The organism is Prauserella shujinwangii, from assembly GCF_003001955.1.
Lineage (GTDB): Bacteria > Actinomycetota > Actinomycetes > Mycobacteriales > Pseudonocardiaceae > Qaidamihabitans > Qaidamihabitans shujinwangii.
Map to the genome: position 1 here is coordinate 57,234 of NZ_PVNH01000005.1, position 16,016 is coordinate 73,249.

16 protein-coding genes are annotated in these 16,016 nt (G+C 70.8%); 11 read left to right on the top strand and 5 right to left on the bottom strand.

The annotated features are described in order from the left end of the window. Positions 1-496 precede the first annotated feature (496 nt). Positions 497-1,783, bottom strand: coding sequence for an adenylosuccinate synthase (locus B0I33_RS12965; RefSeq protein ID WP_106178999.1), 1,287 nt, complete (start codon positions 1,781-1,783; stop codon positions 497-499). Between the two features lie 86 nt (positions 1,784-1,869). Between B0I33_RS12965 and B0I33_RS12970 the strand changes: the two genes are divergently transcribed. Beyond that, positions 1,870-2,520, top strand: a complete 651-nt coding sequence (locus tag B0I33_RS12970) for a hypothetical protein (protein ID WP_106179000.1) — start codon at positions 1,870-1,872, stop codon at positions 2,518-2,520. A gap of 92 nt (positions 2,521-2,612) precedes the next feature. Beyond that, positions 2,613-3,251 (top strand): HNH endonuclease family protein, encoded by a 639-nt coding sequence (locus B0I33_RS12975; protein ID WP_425440480.1) that lies wholly within the window; start codon positions 2,613-2,615, stop codon positions 3,249-3,251. 56 nt (positions 3,252-3,307) lie between these two features. Here B0I33_RS12975 and B0I33_RS12980 read toward each other — a convergent pair whose 3' ends face one another. From B0I33_RS12980 to B0I33_RS12990, 3 genes are all read right to left on the bottom strand, one after another. Continuing rightward, entirely contained in the window at positions 3,308-3,724 is a 417-nt protein-coding gene (locus tag B0I33_RS12980) for a DUF3151 domain-containing protein (protein WP_106179001.1), read from the bottom strand. Between the two features lie 205 nt (positions 3,725-3,929). Then, on the bottom strand, positions 3,930-4,958 hold the full coding sequence (gene fbaA, locus B0I33_RS12985; RefSeq protein WP_106179002.1) for a class II fructose-bisphosphate aldolase: 1,029 nt from the start codon (positions 4,956-4,958) through the stop codon (positions 3,930-3,932). A 38-nt stretch (positions 4,959-4,996) separates the two neighbouring features. Next, positions 4,997-5,836, bottom strand: a complete 840-nt coding sequence (locus B0I33_RS12990) for an LLM class F420-dependent oxidoreductase (protein WP_106179003.1) — start codon at positions 5,834-5,836, stop codon at positions 4,997-4,999. Between the two features lie 111 nt (positions 5,837-5,947). Here B0I33_RS12990 and B0I33_RS12995 point away from each other — a divergent pair, with 111 nt between their 5' ends. The 4 genes from B0I33_RS12995 (at position 5,948) to B0I33_RS13010 (ending at position 11,791) form a co-directional block, all read left to right on the top strand. Next, positions 5,948-6,844 (top strand): SDR family oxidoreductase, encoded by an 897-nt coding sequence (locus B0I33_RS12995; protein ID WP_181193276.1) that lies wholly within the window; start codon positions 5,948-5,950, stop codon positions 6,842-6,844. Between the two features lie 445 nt (positions 6,845-7,289). Next, on the top strand, positions 7,290-8,804 hold the full coding sequence (putP, locus tag B0I33_RS13000) for a sodium/proline symporter PutP (RefSeq protein WP_106179005.1): 1,515 nt from the start codon (positions 7,290-7,292) through the stop codon (positions 8,802-8,804). 139 nt (positions 8,805-8,943) lie between these two features. Further along, the gene (locus tag B0I33_RS13005; RefSeq protein WP_106179006.1) at positions 8,944-10,590 is read left to right on the top strand and encodes a sigma-54-dependent Fis family transcriptional regulator; all 1,647 of its coding nucleotides are present in this window, start codon (positions 8,944-8,946) and stop codon (positions 10,588-10,590) included. Between the two features lie 88 nt (positions 10,591-10,678). Beyond that, positions 10,679-11,791, top strand: a complete 1,113-nt coding sequence (locus tag B0I33_RS13010) for an NDMA-dependent alcohol dehydrogenase (protein ID WP_106179007.1) — start codon at positions 10,679-10,681, stop codon at positions 11,789-11,791. Between the two features lie 64 nt (positions 11,792-11,855). On the opposite strand, the gene B0I33_RS13015 is transcribed toward B0I33_RS13010, so the two are convergent. After that, the gene (locus B0I33_RS13015; RefSeq protein WP_106179008.1) at positions 11,856-12,140 is read right to left on the bottom strand and encodes a YciI family protein; all 285 of its coding nucleotides are present in this window, start codon (positions 12,138-12,140) and stop codon (positions 11,856-11,858) included. Between the two features lie 178 nt (positions 12,141-12,318). Here B0I33_RS13015 and B0I33_RS13020 point away from each other — a divergent pair, with 178 nt between their 5' ends. The 5 genes from B0I33_RS13020 to B0I33_RS13040 all read left to right on the top strand — a co-directional run bounded on the left by B0I33_RS13020 (position 12,319) and on the right by B0I33_RS13040 (position 16,016). Further along, positions 12,319-12,942, top strand: a complete 624-nt coding sequence (locus B0I33_RS13020; protein ID WP_106179009.1) for a SigE family RNA polymerase sigma factor — start codon at positions 12,319-12,321, stop codon at positions 12,940-12,942. A gap of 65 nt (positions 12,943-13,007) precedes the next feature. Beyond that, positions 13,008-14,162: an N-acetylglucosamine-6-phosphate deacetylase gene (gene nagA, locus B0I33_RS13025; RefSeq protein ID WP_106179010.1), complete on the top strand. Its 1,155-nt coding sequence runs from the start codon at positions 13,008-13,010 to the stop codon at positions 14,160-14,162. A 10-nt stretch (positions 14,163-14,172) separates the two neighbouring features. Then, entirely contained in the window at positions 14,173-14,937 is a 765-nt protein-coding gene (locus B0I33_RS13030) for a MerR family transcriptional regulator (protein WP_245900646.1), read from the top strand. Next, positions 14,934-15,287 (top strand): hypothetical protein, encoded by a 354-nt coding sequence (locus B0I33_RS13035; protein WP_106179012.1) that lies wholly within the window; start codon positions 14,934-14,936, stop codon positions 15,285-15,287. Before B0I33_RS13030 ends, B0I33_RS13035 begins: the two co-directional genes overlap by 4 nt. A gap of 69 nt (positions 15,288-15,356) precedes the next feature. Then, the gene (locus B0I33_RS13040; protein ID WP_106179417.1) at positions 15,357-16,016 is read left to right on the top strand and encodes a DedA family protein; all 660 of its coding nucleotides are present in this window, start codon (positions 15,357-15,359) and stop codon (positions 16,014-16,016) included.

The window sequence follows — 16,016 nt, forward strand, 5'->3', positions numbered from 1 at the left end:
GCTGTGGCCCCTGATCACGCATGGCCGCGTGGCGTAATGCGCTGAGCGATGCCTCCGCACCACGTTGGCATCGCAGGCAATTCGTCGAACCCGACGGGGCTGAGACACGGAGACGCTGTGACGTCGCTGGTCCGCGGTTCGCCGCGCGAGCGGGTGCGCTTCCTCGACAGGATCTCTGCCGGTGGCAGATACGAACTGTCCGGCGGCGACGCCGAGACGGCCGAGTTCTTCGCCAAGATCGCGGAGGCATTCGGGTACGCGCCGATGACCCGGACGCAAGGCAACACGTTCACGTTGGTTGACGGGGCCAGAAAGCCTCTCCGCACAGCGCTGGCGACAACGCGGCGTCCCGCCACGAACACGACGAGGGCGGTGCCGAAGTCGATCGGAGCCATTCCCCGAGCACGGCGATGTGGGGCCGAACTCCGGTGGGCGGCCACCAACCTCGGATTCCTCGCGCCCAGCCAGGACAAGCCCGCCGTTTTTGACCGGGACCCTAGAGGAAGTCGTGGCGGACGATCGTCTGCTCGCGGCCGGGACCCACGCCGACGGCGGAGACGCGCGCCCCGGCGAGCTCCTCGATCCGCTCGACGTACGCCTTCGCGTTGGCGGGCAGCTCCGCGAACGAGCGGCACTGGCTGATGTCCTCCCACCAGCCGGGCATCTCCTCGTAGATCGGCACGGCGTGGTGCACGTCGGTCTGGGTCATCGGCATGTCCTCGGTGCGGAAGCCGTCCACCTCGTACGCCACGCACACCGGCACCTTCTCCAGTCCGGACAGGACGTCGAGCTTGGTCAGGAAGTAGTCGGTGATGCCGTTGACGCGCACGGCGTAGCGGGCGATCACCGCGTCGAACCAGCCGGTGCGCCGGGACCGGCCGGTGGTGACCCCGAACTCGCCGCCGGACTTCCGCAGGTTCTCGCCCGCCTCGTCGGTGAGCTCGGTGGGGAACGGCCCCGAGCCCACCCGCGTCGTGTAGGCCTTGAGGATGCCCAGGACCGTCGTGATGCGGCCGGGCCCGATGCCGGACCCGGCGCTCGCGCCGCCGGAGGTGGGGTTCGACGACGTCACGAACGGGTAGGTGCCGTGGTCGACGTCGAGCAGGGTGCCCTGCGAGCCCTCCAGCAGCACGGTCTCGCCGCGCTCCAGGGCCTTGTTCAGCTCCAGCCGCGTGTCGGCGATCCGGTGGGCGAACTTCTCTCCCTGCTCCAGCACGGTGTCGGCGACCTCGCCCGGGTCGAGCGCCTTGCGGTTGTAGACCTTCACCAGCACCTGGTTCTTGAACTCCAGGGCGGCCTCGACCTTCTGCCGCAGGATCTTCTCGTCGAGCAGGTCCTGGACGCGCACCCCGACCCGGGCGATCTTGTCCTGGTAGCAGGGGCCGATCCCGCGTCCGGTGGTGCCGATCTTCTTCGCGCCGAGGTAACGCTCGGTGACCTTATCGATCGCCACGTGATAGGGCATGATCAGGTGCGCGTCGGCGGAGAGGAGCAGCCGGTTGGTGTCGATGCCCCGCGCCTCCAGGCCGGAGAGCTCGTCGAGCAGGACGGCGGGGTCGACGACGACACCGTTGCCGATCACGTTGGTCACACCGGGGGTGAGGATGCCGGACGGGATGAGGTGCAGGGCGAAGTCCTGGCCGTCGGGCAGCACGACGGTGTGTCCCGCGTTGTTGCCGCCCTGGTACCGGACCACCCACTGAACCCGGTCACCGAGCAGGTCGGTGGCCTTGCCCTTGCCTTCGTCCCCCCACTGGGCACCGATGAGCACGATGGCCGGCATGTGACACTCCTGTTGATCGGGTGAGGTGTATGGCGCTGGTGAATGCCGGTGCATGAGCGTACAGCGGCGAACGGGAGGGAACGCGGGTGCGTGGACCGGTGCTGGCCTGCGGGAGGATCGCGGGGGCGTTGCCCTTCGAGGGTGTCGAGGTGGAGCACCTGCCCGAGCGGCCGGGCAGGGCGGAGGTCGATCCGCTGCTCGGCCCCGAGTTGCTGGTGGTCGCGGGCACGGACGCCGACCTGGCGGCCGTCACGCTGCGGTTGCTGCGCAAGGAGCTGCTCGGCGCGACGGAGGTGGGGTTCGTGCCCACGGATCCCGGCTCGGCGGTCGCCCGGCGCTGGGCGCTGCCCACCGATCCGCGGACGGCACTCGACCTGGCGCTGAACGGTGCGGCGCGGCCGGTGCCGCTGGTGCGCGACGACGCGGGCGGGGTGCTGGTCGGCCGCGGCGAGCTGGCCCCGGTGCGGGGGGTCGTCTACTGCGACGAGCACCTCGCGCTGCGCGGAGAGGCCCGCTCGATCGTGGTGGAGCCGGACCGGGGCGACGGTCCGGGACTCGAGGTCACGGTGACGCGCGGTCGCCTGCTCAGGCGCAGGGAGCGGTTCCGGTGCCGCGCGGTGCAGTTCGGCTGCCGGCCGGTGACACCGGAGTCGGACGGCGTGCCCTACCCGAGGGCGATGGAGCGCTGGACGTGGTACCGGCACACCGAAGATGTGCTCCTGATCCGGCCAGCTTGAACACCGTCCGCATGCAGTTAACTCTTTAGTGTTGTCATGGCCACCTGCGTGGGTCAGAGTCGGAAAGTCCCCAACCTGCCCGCAGGGAGGCCATCGTGTCCGTCCTGTCCGTCCCCCGCTGCCTGACCGCACTCGGCGCCGTCGGCGTCCTGACCCTCACCCTGACCGGCACGGCCACCGCGGCGCCGCCCGGCATTCCCAGCGAGTCCACCGCTCGCGCGCAGCTCGCCGCCCTCACCGTGGCCGCCGACGGATCGATGGCCGGTTACGACCGCGACCTCTTCCCGCACTGGAGCAACCAGGGGAACAACTGCAACACCCGCGAGGTGGTGCTGAAGCGGGACGGCTCAGGGGTGACGAGTGGCTCCGACTGCTACCCCGACACCGGCAGCTGGTACAGCCCCTACGACGGCGCGACCTGGTACCAGGCCTCCGATGTGGACATCGATCACGTGGTCCCGCTCGCCGAGGCGTGGCGCACCGGAGCCGCCCGGTGGACCACCAGCAAGCGGCAGGCCTTCGCCAACGATCTCGACTCGCCGCAGCTGATCGCGGTGACGGACAACGTCAACCAGGAGAAGGGCGACGACGGCCCGGAGGAGTGGCAGCCGCCGCGGACGGCCTACCGGTGCACCTACGCGAAGATGTGGATCTCCGTGAAGCACGAGTACCGCCTCACCGCCACGGGTGCCGAGAAGTCGGCGCTGTCGGGCATGCTCGACCGCTGCTGACCGCTGGTGAGTGAAGAACGTGGTTTCGCACCACGTTCTTCACTCATCCGTGCGGCTCAGCCGGCCAGGCCGGTGGCCTCGGCGGCGGCCGGGTCGGAGTCGGCGATGAACTGCCTGCAGCGCTCGTACTCCTCGGTCTCGCCGACGCGCCCCGCGGCCTTGGCCAGCGCGGCTAGTGCCCGGAGGAAGCCCTGGTTCGGCCGGTGCTCCCAGGGCACCGGGCCGAACCCCTTCCAGCCGGCACGGCGGAGTTGGTCGAGTCCCCGGTGGTAGCCGGTGCGGGCGTAGGCGTAGGCCGCGACGACCTCGTCGGCGTCCAGCGCACGCTCGGCCAGCGCCGCCCATGCCTCGCTGAAGTCGGGATGCTCGGCGGCGACCTCCGCCGGGTCGGTGCCCGCGTCCATCGCGGCCTGGGCGTCCGGCCGGTCGGGCAGCCGCGTGGGGTCGGGGCCGAGCAGGTTCGCGTGCGTCATGGCCGCCTTTCTGCGGGTTGGCTCAGAGGAAGATGGTCACCACCATGCCCCCGCCCGCCAGCAACATGGCGACGACGAGGACGGCGGCGACGAGTCGTTTGGACATCATGGACAACCAGCTTGCCCTACTCCGTTCGGCTCACCCGACCGTGGCATCCGGTGCACGGCACCGCACCCGGATGCCACCGTCGGGAGCCGTGTGTCATCAGAGCTTCTGGCCTGCCGACTTCAGCGCCTCGGCCGCCTCGACGACGCGCGTGGCCATCGAGGCCTCGGCGGCCTTCATGTAGCTGCGCGGGTCGTAGACCTTCTTGTTCCCGACCTCGCCGTCGATCTTCAGCACGCCGTCGTAGTTCTTGAACATGTGGTCGGCGATCGGCCTGGTGAACGCGTACTGCGTGTCGGTGTCGACGTTCATCTTCACCACGCCGTACGACACGGCCTCGTGGATCTCCTCCAGCAGCGAGCCCGAGCCGCCGTGGAAGACGAGCTCGAAGGGCTTGGCGCCCTCGGCGAGACCCAGCTTCTCGGCCGCGACCCGCTGGCCCCGCTTGAGCACGTCCGGGCGGAGCTGGACGGCACCCGGCTTGTAGGAGCCGTGCACGTTGCCGAACGTGGCCGCGAGCAGGTAACGGCCCTTCTCGCCGGCACCCAGCGCGTCGACGGTCTTCAGGAAGTCGCCCTCGGCGGTGTACAGCTTCTCGTTGATCTCGTTGGAGACGCCGTCCTCCTCGCCGCCGACCACGCCGATCTCGACCTCGAGAATGATCTTCGCGGCGGCCGCGCGGTCCAGCAGGTCGGCCGCGATCTTGAGGTTCTCGTCGAGGTCGATCGCCGAGCCGTCCCACATGTGGGACTGGAACAGCGGGTTCTCGCCGCGCTGTACCCGCTCCCTGGACACCTCCAGCAGCGGGTTGACGAAGCCGTCGAGCTTGTCCTTCGGGCAGTGGTCGGTGTGCAGCGCGATGTTGACGGGGTACTTCGCCGCGACGACGTGCGCGAACTCGGCGAGCGCCGTGGCGCCCGTGACCATGTCCTTGACCTTCTGCCCCGAGGCGAACTCGGCGCCACCGGTGGAGAACTGGATGATCCCGTCGCTCTCCGCCTCGGCGAAGCCGCGCAGCGCCGCGTTCAGGGTCTCCGACGAGGTCACGTTGATGGCCGGGTACGCGAACTCGTTCGCCTTGGCCCGGTCCAGCATCTCCGCGTAGACCTCGGGTGTGGCGATGGGCATCGTTGTCCTCCTCGGCTGACGGTGCTTCCCACCCGATCCTACGAGGATCGGAAGAACGCGTCGGCCAACGCCCGGTAGACCGGTAGTGGCTCGTCGTCGGACGACAGTGCCTGGATGCAGACGTGGTCCGCTCCGGCCTCCAGGTGCGCGGCGACGCCGCGGGCGACGGTGGCCGCGTCTCCGTGCACGGCGAGCGCGTCGATCAGCCGGTCGCTGCCGCCGCCGTCGATGTCCTCCTCGGTCCAGCCGAGCCGCCGCAGGTTCTTCCGGTAGTTGCTGAGCTGCAGATACGGCGTGTGCACCGCGGGCCTGGCGATCTCGCGGGCCCGCTCGGGGTCGGTCTCCAGCACCACCTTCTGTTCGGGCGCGAGCAGCGGTCCGGTGCCGAGGATGCCCCTGGCCTGCCGGGTGTGCTCGGGCGTGGTCAGGTACGGATGCGCGCCCACCGTGCGGTCCCTGGCCAGCTCCAGCACCTTCGGGCCGAGCGCGGCGAGCATGCGGTCCTCCCGCGCGACGCCCCCGCGGTCGAGCTCGTCGAGGTAGGACACGAGCGTGTCGTACGGCTTGTGGTACTCCTGCGTGGCCTCCGGATGCCCGACGCCGACGCCGAGCAGGAACCGCCCGGGATACGTGGTCGCCAGTCGCTGGTACGAACGGGCGACCGTCTCCGCGTCGGCGGTCCAGACGTTGACGATCCCGGTGGCGACGACGATCCGGCTCGTCGCGTTGAGCAGGGTCTCCGCCAGTTCGAGGTCGGCGGGCGGGGAGCCGCCGATCCAGATCGCGCCGTAGCCGAGTTCCTCCACCTCGGCGGCCAGGTGGGGGTTGAGGCCGTCGGCCCGCCGCCAGATTCCGATCTTGCCCAGATTCACCGTCATGTCTGTGGCAACAGTCCTCGCGCGGCGTGGCATTCCCGTCACTACTTGTCAGTAGCCTACTGAAAGTAAGTTGAGGTACGGTTCCGGGGAGACACAGCGATGGAGGCACCAATGGCGTTCCTGACCGGCTCGGGAGTGAAGGGCAAGGTCGTGCTCATCACGGGCGCGGCCCGGGGCATCGGCGCGGGGCTCGCGGAACGGCTCGCGGCGGACGGCGCGAAGGTGGCGCTCGTCGGCCTCGAACCCGAGGAGCAGCGGAAGGTGGCGGACCGCATCGGCGCGGCCGCGCGGTCCTGGTCGGCCGACGTCACCAGCTGGACGGACCTGGAACGGGCCACCGCCGAGATCGTCGAGCACTTCGGCGGGATCGACATCGTCGTGGCGAACGCCGGGATAGCGACCACGGGCTTCGTCCGGTCGGTGGACCCCGCGGCGTTCGAGAAGGTGATCGAGGTCGACCTGCTCGGCGTGTGGCGCACCTTCCGCGTCACGTTGCCGCACGTCATCGAGCGCAGGGGCTACCTGCTGGCCATCTCCTCGCTGGCGGCCATCACCCACGCTCCTGGCATGGCCAACTACGCGGCCGCCAAGGCGGGTGTCGAGGCGTTCTGCAACAGCCTCCGCGCGGAGGTCGCCCACCTCGGCGTGCGGGTCGGGGTGGCGCACCCGACCTGGATCCGGACCGACCTGGTCTCCAGCGCCGACGCCCATCCCGTGTTCGGCAGGCTGCGCAGCGGGATGCCCGGCCTGATCGGCAAGACCTACCCGCTGGAGACCGCTCTCGACGACCTGGAGGCGGGCATCAGGAAGCGGGCCAGGACGATCCACGTCCCGCGCTGGGTCGGGGCGCTCAAGCTCATCCGTTCGTTCCTGCCACCGATCGTCGAGCTCGGCGCCCGGTCCCGGGTGCCGGCCGCCGACCGCGCGGCGCTGGAGGACATCGCCGCGCGCGGCGCGCGGGAGTCGTCGATCACCGGGCACGGCGGCCGCGCGGCGAACAAGCTCTAGCACCTCTCCGATCGGGCTGGGGCCACCGCCGGTCGGGACGGTGTGCGCACCGTCACATCGGCTCTATCGTCGGGGCCGTGCACCACTTCAGCGTCCGTTTCGCCCCCGCGGGGTCGGCGTACCGTTGCGCCGATCGGCGCGGGCGGGCGGCCGCCTGCCCGCCCCACGTCGCCAGGTGCCACGCGCCGGACATCGTCACCGGCCCCGGTTGCCTGGACGGCGCCGCCCGTATCCGAAGGACCAGCACGAGCGGCGTGCGCAGCCCTTGTCCGCACGGACAACACCGGGGGGCCAACGGTGTCGGATCGGACAAATGCACTGTGCATGACGGCACCTACGATCCTCGGAACCACCGAACCTGCCGGCGGTCGCGCCGCCGACGTCTCGACTGTCTCGACGACCGGTCACGTCGAGCGCAGGTGACCCCGCCCACCGAGGAGTCCCCGTGTTCGAGATCAGCACACCGATCCTGGCGACCTTCGCCCTGTACCTGATCGTCATGATCGTCATCGGGGTGTGGGTGTACCGGCGCACCAGCACCCTCGCCGACTTCGCACTCGGCGGCCGCAGCCTCAACGCCCCCACAGCGGCCCTCTCGGCGCAGGCCAGCGACATGTCCGGGTGGTTGCTGCTCGGCCTGCCCGGAGCCGTGTACGCGCAGGGTGTCGGAGCCACCTGGATCGCGATCGGGCTCGCCGCGGGCACCTACCTCAACTGGCTGTTCGTCGCTCCCCGGCTGCGCACCTACACCGAGCGGGCGAGCGACGCGGTGAGCCTGTCGGCCTATCTCGAAAGCCGGTTCGAGGACCGGACGCGGCTGCTGCGGCTGGTCTCCGCGGTGGTGATCGTCGTCTTCTTCACCACGTATGTCGCGAGTGGACTCGTCGCGGGCGGCGTGCTGTTCGAGGAGGTGTTCGGCGTCGACTCGACGCTGGCGATCACGGTGGCGGTCGCGGTGATCGTGGTGTACGCCTTCCTCGGCGGGTTCCTCGCGGTGAGCTTCACCGACGTGGTGCAGGGCACGATGATGTTCCTCGCCCTGCTCGCGCTCCCGCTGGTGGGAATCGGCCTGCTCGGTGGCTTCGCAGCGCTGCGGAACGCGCTCACCGGGGAGTCGCCCGCGTTGCTGGACATGGGCAGGGAGGCGAGCTTCTCCGGCGGCAGCTGGACCGGTGGTGAGGGGATCGGTTTCGTCGCGGTGGTCTCGCTGCTGGCCTGGGGGCTCGGCTACTTCGGCCAGCCGCACATCCTGGCGCGGTTCATGGGGATCCGCAGCGTGCGGCACATCCCGACCGCGCGCCGGATCAGCACGAGCTGGGTGGTCCTGACCCTGGCCGGTGCGTCGCTGGTCGGGCTGGTCGGCATCGGCCTGCTGGACCAGCCGCTGGACAACCCGGAGACGGTGTTCATCGCGCTGGCGCAGGAGCTGCTGAACCCGTGGGTAGCCGGGGTGCTGCTCGCCGCGGTGCTGGCCGCGATCATGTCCACCGCGGACAGCCAGCTCATCGTGGCTTCCACCGCGCTCACCGAGGACTTCTACCGCGCGTTCGTCAACCGGACCGCATCGGACCGCGTCCTGGTGTGGGTCGGCAGGGCGACCGTGATCGCGGTGGCGGTCGCCGCGTACGTCATCGCGCTCGGCGGCGGCGCGGTGCTGGACATCGTCGCGTACGCGTGGGCGGGCTTCGGCGCCGCGTTCGGTCCCGTCATCCTGCTCTCGCTGTTCTGGCCGGGGATGACGTGGGCGGGTGCGCTCGCCGGCATCGTCGGCGGCGCGGGCACCGTGGTGCTGTGGCAGCAGATCGACGTGTTCAGCGAGACGGGCGTCTACGAGATGATCCCTGGCTGGATCGTCGCCCTGGTCGCGATCGTCGCGTTCAACGGCCTCGGCAAGCGGCCGGAACGGGTCTGGTCGGGCGCGATGGACGGCGCGGGTGAGCAGGAGACCGTGACCGGCTGAGCCCGGGCTCGTGAGTGAGAAACGTTGTTCTAACCACGTTTCTCACTCACGAGGCGATGCGGCAGGGGTCATGCGCGGGGGTGCATGAAACGCCGTTCACCTGCCATGATGGCGGGATCCACTCGACGGGGAGTGCGCCGTGAACCTTCTCGATGAGCAGCGACTACGACCCGAGATCGCCCAGTCGTGGCGGCGGTCGGAGGCCAGCGGCCTCTCGCCTGCCAGCCCCACCGACCGGCTGGAGGTGCGGGACATCGACCGGCGCAGCAGGTTGCTGCGCGCGGCCGCCCCCGTGCTCGACGAGATGGCACTGCACCTGGACGGCACGGGACTGTGCCTCATCCTCGCCGACCGGGACTCACGGATCGTGTCGCGGCGGTTCGGCAGGCACTCCGTGGAGCGGGTGCTCGACGACATCAGCGCGGTCCCCGGCTGTCAGTTCACGGAGGAGACCAGCGGTACCAACTCGATCGCGACCCCCTTCGAGGTGCGGCGCGGCGTGGCGGTGCACGGCGACGAGCACTATCTGGAGGCGTTCAAGCGGTTCACCTGCTACGGGCACCCGATCGTGCACCCCGCGACCAGGCGGCTGGAAGGCGTACTGGACATCACCGGGCTCGTCGCGGACACCAACCCGCTGCTGGCGCCGTTCCTCGTGCGCGCGGTGACCGACATCGAGCAGCGCCTGCTCGACGGGTCGAAGCTGGCCGAGCAGCGGCTGCTCGCGGCGTTCCAGTCGGTGCAGCACCGCGCGTCCGCGGTGCTGGCGCTCGGCGAGGACGTGGTGCTGGCCAACTCCGCCGCCGTCGACCTCGTGGACCCGGCCGACCACGCCCTGCTGCGGGAGGTCGGCCGCACCCGCAGGGGCGTGCGCAGGCTGCGGCTGACGTCGGGCACCGACGTCGAGGTGCGCGTCGAAGCGGTGTCGGTGAACGCGGGCACGCTGTTCGAGCTGGCGCCCGTGCGGCCCGCGTACCGGGCGGCGGGCCGCCGGGGGCACGCGGGCGGGGTGCTGCCCGCCGACGCGGTCGAGCGGCTGCGGCACGCCGCGCGGACCCGCAGGCGGGTGCTGATCACCGGCGAACCGGGGACCGGTCGCTCGTCCGCCGCCGCGCTGCTGGCCGGGCGGGATCCGGTGGCCCGGATCGACGCCGCCGACGTGCCCGCGCTCGGTGAGCGGGCGTGGACCGTCCGGCTGGAGCAGCTGGTCGCCGGACATCGCGGGCTGGTCGTCGTGGAGGGCGTGCACCTGCTGCCGCCGGTGCTGGCGGCGCGGCTGTCGCACCTGCTCGACGAGTCCCGGTCGTGGCTGGCGCTGACCGCCGAACCGCTGGCGGACCTGCGTGGTGAGCACGCGGCGCTGGCCGCGCGGACTCACCGGCGGGTCGAGCTGCCCGCGCTACGGGAGCGCAGGGCCGACATCCCCGCGCTGGCGCGGACGATGCTCGGCGGGCTGGCCCCGGGCAGCTCGCTGCGACTCACCGCGGGCGCGCTGGAGCTGCTGGCGGCCCAGCCATGGCCGGGCAACCTGCGGGAGCTGGAAAGCGTGCTCGCCGAGGCCGTCGAGCGCCGCTCGGCGGGCGACATCACCGCCCGCGACCTGGCGCCGAGCTGCCAGGTCGGCGCGGCGAGCCACACCCTCACCGGCTGGGAACAGGCCGAGCACGACGCCATCACCAAGGCGCTCGCCGCGGAGGGCGGCAACAAGGTGCACGCGGCCAGGCGGCTCGGCATCAGCCGGTCCACGCTCTACAACCGGATGCGGGCCCTGCGCATCACCTCGTGAGGTGTCCGGGATTTGCACAGTTGCGGCTCCCGCCCCGGCAGCAGAATCGCTACCGAAACGCGGCAACGGCGCACGTGAGGAGCAAGCTGTGAAGACGAAGGCGGCAGTACTGTTCGACTCGGGCAAGCCCTTCGAGATCATGGAGCTCGACCTCGACGGACCTGGACCGGGCGAGGTCCTGATCAAGTACACGGCGGCCGGGCTGTGCCACTCCGACCTGCACCTCATCGACAACGACCTGGTGCCGAGGTTCCCGATCGTCGCGGGCCACGAGGGCGCGGGCGTGATCGAGGACGTCGGGCCGGGCGTGTCGAAGGTGAAGCCGGGCGACCACGTGGTGTGCAGCTTTATTCCCAACTGCGGGCACTGCCGCTACTGCGCGACGGGCCGCTCGAACCTGTGCGACATGGGCGCCACCATCCTCGACGGGCACATGCCGGACGGCACCTTCCGGTTCCACTCGGGTGGCACCGACTTCGGCGCGATGTGCATGCTCGGCACGTTCTCCGAGCGGGCCACCATCTCCGAGCACTCGGTGGTCAAGGTCGACGACTGGCTCCCGCTGGAGACGGCGGTGCTCGTCGGCTGCGGTGTGCCGACCGGCTGGGCGACGGCGAACTACTCGGGCGGTGTGCGCGCGGGTGACACCACGGTCGTCTACGGCATCGGCGGGATCGGCATCAACGCCGTGCAGGGCGCGGCACACGCGGGAGCGAAGTACGTGGTCGCGGTCGACCCGGTCGAGTTCAAGCGGGAGACCGCGCTCAAGCTGGGCGCCACCCACGCGTTCGCGACGGCGGCCGAGGCCGCCGAGAAGGTGGCCGAGCTGACCTGGGGTCAGATGGCCGAGCAGGCGCTGATCACGGTGGGCACGGTCGACGAGGACGTCGTGTCGGCCGCGTTCGACGTGGTCGGCAAGGGCGGCACGGTGGTGGTCACCGGCCTGGCGAACCCGGAGAAGCTCACCGTGCACGTCTCGGGCGGCGTGCTGACCCTCTTCGAGAAGACGATCAAGGGCACGCTGTTCGGGTCCGCCAACCCGCAGTACGACATCGTCAAGCTGCTGCGGCTCTACGACGCGGGCCAGCTGAAGCTCGACGAGCTGGTCACCACGAAGTACACGCTGGAGCAGGTCAACGAGGGCTACCAGGACCTGCGGGACGGCAAGAACATCCGCGGCGTGCTCGTGCACGCGGAGTAGCCCCGGAGCATGACCGCACGCCGGGCTCGTGAGTGGAAAACGTGGTTAGAACAACGTTTTCCACTCACGAGGCCGGTGGCACCCAGGCGCCGAGGACCGGCTTGAACTCGCGTACGGTCCGCTCGGCCAGCGCGCCCTCCAGGTGGTACGGGTCGGCGTCCAGGACCTCCTCCAGCGCCTGCCTGCTCTCCGCCCGCAGGACGATCAGCCCGCCGATGTCGTCCTCCAGCGGCCCGGCCACCGCGACCGTGCCCTGCTCGGCGAGCGCGAGCAGGTAGTCCCGGTGCCGCGGTCGCACCTCGGCGACCTTCTCCGGCACGTACCGGGTCTCCACCACGAACCAGGTCACGGCATCCTCCACGGGTCGATTGTGCTGTGTCCGAATGCGCACGGTATCGGTACCTGACGGTCACCTTCGTTTCCTGGGTATCGGGCGGGGGGACCCGATACCCTGTGTACGCGTGAGTCCTGACGCGGGAGGGGGCTCGTAGGGCCAGCAGGCACAGTCGAGGGATGGGCAGGTTTCGATGCAGGGCAGCGCCGAGCCCATGCGCGAGCGCGCGACCAAAGACACCGTGGGCACCGTGGAGAGCAGCGTCGAGCAGACGCTGGGGCATCTCCGGACGATCGACGCCCCGGTGCAGCGGCTGCAGCAGGGCCCGCTGACGCTCGAGGACCTGTACCGCACGCACCGCATGCGGCTCGTCCGGCTGGCGATCCTCCTGGTGGACGAGCCCGCGACGGCCGAGGACGTCGTCCAGGAGGCGTTCACCGGACTGCATCGCAACTGGGGCAGGCTCCGCGACGCCGCGGCCGCCGTCGGCTACCTCCGCACGGCGGTCGTGAACGGTTCCCGCAGTGTGCTCCGCCGCCGTAAGACGGCACGCGAGTACGTGCCGCCGCACGTCGCGAACGCGCGGTCGGCCGAGAGCCTGGCGATGCTGTCCACCGAGCACCAGGCGGTGGTGAACGCGCTGGCCAAGCTGCCGCCTCGGCAGCGGGAGGTGCTGGTGCTGCGGTACTACGGCGGGCTGTCGGAGGCCGAGATCTCCGAGGCCGCCGGCATCTCGAAGGGCACGGTGAAATCCACCGCCAGTCGCGCGCTGGAGGCACTGCAGAAGGCGATGAGCGACGGCACTGGTCGAAAATAGTTCACCGACTGCGCTCATCGAGTGACAGTTGCCAACGTTCTGGTCTGGACCAATATGATGTGCTTGTGACACCTGCCGAGGAATTCGTACTCACGGGCCGGATCGCCTGCCCGGACGGCGTACTGGACCAGGGCTGGCTCTCCGTGTCCGGGGGGCTGATCACCGGTGTCGGCTCCGGACCCCCGCCCTCGGGCCCGCGCGTCGACCTCGGCGAATCGCTCGTGGTTCCCGGGTTCGTCGACATCCACTGCCACGGGGGTGGCGGCGGCTCGTTCTCCGCAGCCGACCCGGCGGAGGCGGCGCGCGCGGTCGCCGCACACCGGGGGCACGGCACGACGACCCTGGTCGCGAGCCTCGTGTCCGACCCCGTTCCCGTGCTCACCGGCCAGCTCGCGGCACTGGCGGAGCTGGTGGAGGACGGCGAGCTGGCCGGGGTGCATCTGGAGGGCCCGTTCATCGCGCGGTCGCGTTGCGGCGCCCACGATCCCGGCGCACTGCGCGAACCGGACACCAGCACCGTGGACACGCTGCTCGACGCGGGCAGGGGACACGTCCGGATGGTGACGCTGGCCCCGGAGCTCGCGGGCGGGATCAAGGCCGTCCGCCAGTTCGCCGAGGCCGGGGTGATCGTGGCGGTCGGGCACACCGACGGCGTCGAGGAGCAGATCCGGCCTGCGGTCGAGGCCGGAGCGACCGTCGCGACCCACCTGTTCAACGGAATGCGCCCGCTGCACCACCGCGAACCGGGTCCGATCGGCGCGCTGCTGGACGACGACCGCGTCACCGTCGAGCTCATCTGCGACCTCGTCCACGTGCACCCGACGGTCCTGCGGCTGGCCGCGCGGCACGCGGGCCCCGGCCGGACCGTGCTGATCACCGACGCGATGTCGGCCACCGACGCCGCCGACGGCACGTACCGGCTCGGCAGGCTGGCGGTGGACGTCCGCGACGGCGTGGCGACCCTGGCGGACAACGGCGCGCTGGCGGGCAGCACACTCACCATGGACACCGCCTTCCGCAACCTCGTGCGGGGTGCCGGGCTGGACATCGGCGAGGCCGTTCGGGCGACGTCCGGCCGCCCTGCCGAGCTGCTCGGGCTCGCGGACGAGGTCGGTGCCCTCCGCACCGGCCTGCGCGCCGACCTGGTCGTTCTCGATGACGATCTTCGCCCGACCGGGGTATTGCGGCGCGGCGAATGGGTGCGCGCACCGGGCTCCTAAGATTCGCCGGGTGGCGGAGTACCGGGTCGACGATCTCGCTCGCGCGGCAGGCACGACGGTCGGCAACGTGCGCGTCTACCAGGACCGTGACCTGCTGCCGCCACCGATGCGGCGGGGCCGGGTCGCCGTCTATTCGGAGGCGCACCTCGCCCGGTTGCGCCTGATCCTCGGCCTGCTCGAACGGGGGTACACGTTCGCCCAGATCAGGGAGATGCTCACCGCCTGGGAGTCCGGCCGGGATCTCGGCGACCTGCTCGGGCTCGAACAGGTGCTCACCCAGCCGTGGACGGACGAGGCGCCGCAGCGCATTCCGCTCGCGGAACTGGCCGCCGAGTTCCGCGGGCACGGCGGGGCGGGCACGCTGGACCGGCTGGAACGGCTCGGCGTGCTGCAGCGGGACGGCGCGAACGTCATCGTGCACAGCCCCCGGCTGCTCAACACCGGCCGCGAACTGCTCGCCGCGGGCGTGCCGATGGCCGCGGTGCTGGAACTGGCCGGTCACGTGCGGCGGCACACCGACGAGCTCGCCGCGACGTTCCTGCACATGGTCGAGGACCACGTGCTGCCGTCCAGGGACAAGGACTGGACGCCCAACGCCGGGGAGGTGCCGGAACTGACCGACCGCGCCGCACGGCTCCGGCCGCTCGCGCAGGCCACGGTGGCGGCGTTCCTCGCGCACTCGATGAGCCGCGCGCTCAACGACTGGATCGCCGGCCGCTTCGGCCCGCTGCTCAGTCAGTCCGAACGGGACCGGAACTACTCTGGACGGCGATGAGCGAGGATCCCGAGCAACTGCTGGCTGAGGCGTTGCGCGCGCAGGCGAGGAACGCCCCGCCGCCGCGGACCGCGGAGCAGGCCGCCGCGGCCGAGCAGCGGGTGGCCGAGCCGCCGGTGGTCGAGCCCCCGCACGGCTACGGGCTGCTGTCCGGAGCGGGCGAGGGATCGCTGGAACGCGAGCGGGCGGCACTGGAGGCGGAGGACACCGGCCGCACGCCCGGATCCGGCGCCGCGGACACCACCGCGACCGCGGCGGAGGGACCGCTCGCGACCCGCTGGGTCCTGCTGCTCGCCGTGCTCCTCGGCCTCGCGTCAGGGGCGCTCATCGGACTGCTCACGCTCCTGTGACCGCGGTTCGGTGGACCTGTACCGTGATGCCCCGTGAATCTCGCGCTGACACCGGCTCCCACGTCGATCATGCCGGACTTCCTGAACCCGGAACACCTGCTGTCCGGCCTCGGACCGGCCGTGATCGCGGTGCTGTGCCTGATCCTCTTCGCCGAGAGCAGCGTCTTCCCCGTGCTGCCCGGCGACTCGCTGCTGTTCACAGCGGGCCTGTTCATCGCGAACGGCACCATCGAGGCTCCGCTGTGGCTGGTGTGCGTGCTCGCCACACTCGCCGCCATCATCGGCAACGTCGTCGGCTACGGGATCGGCTGGAAGGCGGGGCCGAAGCTGTTCAACCGGCCCGATTCGCGCTTCTTCAAGCGGGAGTACGCCGACAAGACGCACGAGTTCCTGGAGCGGCACGGACCCAAGGCCGTCGTGCTCGCCCGGTTCGTTCCGTTCGTCCGGACGTTCATCACCTGGCTCGCCGGCATCGGCCGCATGGACCCGCGCAAGTACTTCACCTACACGGTGCTCGGCGGCATCCTGTGGGCAGCCGGGATCATCGTGCTCGGTTCGATGCTCGGCAACATCTCGTTCATCAAGAACAACGTCGACGCGATCTTCATCCTGATCGTGCTGGTGTCCGTGGTCCCGATCGCGCTGGAGTACCTCAAGGGCCGCCGCGTCAAGAAGGCGGCCGCGGCGGCACAGGCCGAGGTGGACGCCGACCCGGTGCCCAAGGTCTGA

Excerpts from the sequence above, each read along its gene's own strand:
- B0I33_RS12965 (WP_106178999.1), bottom strand. The coding sequence starts at position 1,783 with ATGCCGGCCATCGTGCTCATCGGTGCCCAGTGGGGGGACGAAGGCAAG.
- B0I33_RS12980 (WP_106179001.1), bottom strand. The coding sequence starts at position 3,724 with ATGACGCACGCGAACCTGCTCGGCCCCGACCCCACGCGGCTGCCCGAC.
- fbaA (WP_106179002.1), bottom strand. The coding sequence starts at position 4,958 with ATGCCCATCGCCACACCCGAGGTCTACGCGGAGATGCTGGACCGGGCC.
- B0I33_RS12990 (WP_106179003.1), bottom strand. The coding sequence starts at position 5,836 with ATGACGGTGAATCTGGGCAAGATCGGAATCTGGCGGCGGGCCGACGGC.
- B0I33_RS12995 (WP_181193276.1), top strand. The coding sequence starts at position 5,948 with ATGGCGTTCCTGACCGGCTCGGGAGTGAAGGGCAAGGTCGTGCTCATC.
- B0I33_RS13020 (WP_106179009.1), top strand. The coding sequence starts at position 12,319 with ATGCAGGGCAGCGCCGAGCCCATGCGCGAGCGCGCGACCAAAGACACC.
- B0I33_RS13035 (WP_106179012.1), top strand. The coding sequence starts at position 14,934 with ATGAGCGAGGATCCCGAGCAACTGCTGGCTGAGGCGTTGCGCGCGCAG.
- B0I33_RS13040 (WP_106179417.1), top strand. The coding sequence starts at position 15,357 with ATGCCGGACTTCCTGAACCCGGAACACCTGCTGTCCGGCCTCGGACCG.